The organism is Streptomyces sp. SID11385, assembly GCF_010548245.1.
Lineage (GTDB): Bacteria > Actinomycetota > Actinomycetes > Streptomycetales > Streptomycetaceae > Streptomyces.
The window spans coordinates 1-2,237 of the sequence record NZ_JAAGLR010000889.1 but is presented as its reverse complement, the minus strand read 5'-3'; the positions used below and the strand labels follow the sequence as shown (position 1 = coordinate 2,237).

2 protein-coding genes are annotated in these 2,237 nt (G+C 76.8%); one reads left to right on the top strand and one right to left on the bottom strand.

All coding sequences use genetic code 11. The features are described from left to right. Nucleotides 1-343 precede the first annotated feature (343 nt). Entirely contained in the window at nucleotides 344-781 is a 438-nt protein-coding gene (locus G3I42_RS27200) for a hypothetical protein (protein WP_164290264.1), read from the bottom strand. A 431-nt stretch (nucleotides 782-1,212) separates the two neighbouring features. Here G3I42_RS27200 and G3I42_RS27195 point away from each other — a divergent pair. Beyond that, a partial coding sequence (locus G3I42_RS27195; RefSeq protein ID WP_203607404.1) for an FAD-dependent oxidoreductase occupies nucleotides 1,213-2,237 on the top strand: 1,025 nt, incomplete at its 3' end.

The window sequence follows — 2,237 nt, the reverse complement described above, 5'->3', positions numbered from 1 at the left end:
ACGGCCACCTGGACGGGCACCGGGAGCCGCAGTTGCTCCGGCGGTTCGCGCCGCGCGCTCCGCGCCTCGCCCGGGCTGCCTGGCCGCGCGCGGGTCCCGCTCCCGGGTCGGGGGGTTGCGGCGTCACCGCTGGGCGTGTGGGCCATGGCGTACCTCCTCCGTCCTGGAGCGCGCTCCGCTCCCCGTCACCGTGACCGCGTGTGCCCCCATCCTCGCTTCCCGCACTGACAATCGGCCCTGAGCTGGACATTCACCCCGATCGGGGGACACGGGACGGCCCGGCTGCTCGCGCGGGGCGGGGTGGCGCGGGGGCGCGGGCCGCGTCCGGACGCCGCCCGCTCGTTCACCCCGGCTCCGTGATGCCGCCTCCGGGTTGCCCGGCCGCCGCGGAGCCGTCGCCGCCCCTCAGCTCCCGTCGCAGCCAGGCGCACCAGGCCGCTCGCCGGGGTGCGAGGAGCCCGATCGCCGTGAACAGCACGGTGTTGCCCAGCATCAGGACCGCCAAGGCCCAGTTCCGGTCCGGCACGTAGAGGAGCGCACCGCACAGGAAGAGCGCCGGGAGGCCCCAGCGCATCCACGGCCCCTGCGGGACGGACTCCTCGCGTGCGAGGACGGACCGCGCGACGGCGCGCTCCACAGGGCCCCTCGGGGCATGACCGCGGCTCAGCCGCGCGCCTGTCCGCAGGCAGGTGCGCACGGGCACGCGATCGGCGCGCGCCCCCAGCCACAGGCGGCCGAGGAGCACGCCCACGATGACGAGGGCGAAGGGAACGAAAATCACGACGCCCCCGCGGAACTCCCCCGCCATGACCGCCGGGACGCCGAGAAAGGCCCACGCGAATCCTCCCGCCAGGAACCACCCGGGCTCTCTCGCCGGTCCCCGTGCCACCATCGGCGCCCCCCGTCTTCTGTCCGTCGTGCGCCTCCGGGTACCCCCGGAGCGGGAAGGCAAGGGGCCGCATGCGGGACGCGGGCACGGCCAAGGGGCCCCCGCCCGGTTCCGCCGCCCCGTGTCGGCGGTACCGGTGCGAAGGGCCCCCGATCCGTGCACCACTGTGCCGTCCGCGCAGGTCGGAGCCCATCCGTCGATGTACTCAACCCGCTTCCTGAGTAGCGGTACTCAGGGGCTGGGGCGGGGCATCCATCCGGCGCCGGGCGGGGGAGGCGGGACAGGGCGCGGGGCGGGTGTGAGCGGCGGATAAAGTCGCTGACATGGCACGGATTGTGGTGATCGGCGCGGGGCTCGGCGCCATGGCGGCGGCGGCGCGGCTCGCGATCGCGGGGCACCGGGTGGTGGTGCACGAGCGGGGCGCGACGTACGGGGGCGCGCTCGGCGAGTACGCGCGGGACGGCTTCCGCTTCGACACGGGGCCGGGGCTGCTGACGCTGCCCGCCGTGTACCGCGACCTGTTCGTGAAGACGGGGCGGGCGGAGCTGGAGGACCGGGTCGTCCTGGAGCAGGTGGACCCCGCGGCGCGCCACGTCTTCGCCGACGGGACGGAGTGCGCGCTGCCGAACGCCTCGCGCGGCGGGGTCGCGCAGGCGCTGGACACGGCGCTCGGCGCGGGCGCCGGGGCGCGGTGGACGGACTTCCTCGGCCGGGCGCGGGAGGCGTGGGACCGTACCCGCCGTCCGCTCCTGGAGGAGACGCAGTGGCCCAACTGGCAGGTCCTCGCGGAGCGGGAGCCCTATCCTGCGCTGCCCGTGCGCAGGCTGCTGCGCCGCGAGCGGCGCGCGACGACGCTCGCCGAGGTGGGCGAGCTGGAGCTGCGCGAGCCTCGGCTGCGGGCGCTCCTGGAGAGTTACGCGCTCGCGGCCGGGCTGGACGCCGAGCGGGCCCCGGCGAGCGCGGCCGTGCTGCCGTTCGTCGAGCACACCTTCGGTGTGTGGGCGGTACGGGGCGGACTGCGGGCGCTCGCGGAGGCGGTGCACGCGCGGTGCGTCGAGCGGCGCGTGGAGTTCGTGTTCGGCTCGGAGGTGACGCGGATCGCCGAGAAGGACGGGCGCGCGGCGGATGTCGGGCTGGCGGACGGCTCGCTCGTGGAGGCGGAGCACGTGGTGGCGGGCGTCGCGCCCTCGGTCCTCGCGCGGCTGCTCGGCGGCAGCCCGCCGTGGCCGGCGGACGGGGTGCCGGCCCGTACGGAGGGGGCCGCGCGTCTCCTCGTGCTGCTCGCGCTGCGCGGGGAGCGCCCGGCGGGAACCGTCGTGCGCACGGTGCTGCACAGTCCCGAAGCGGC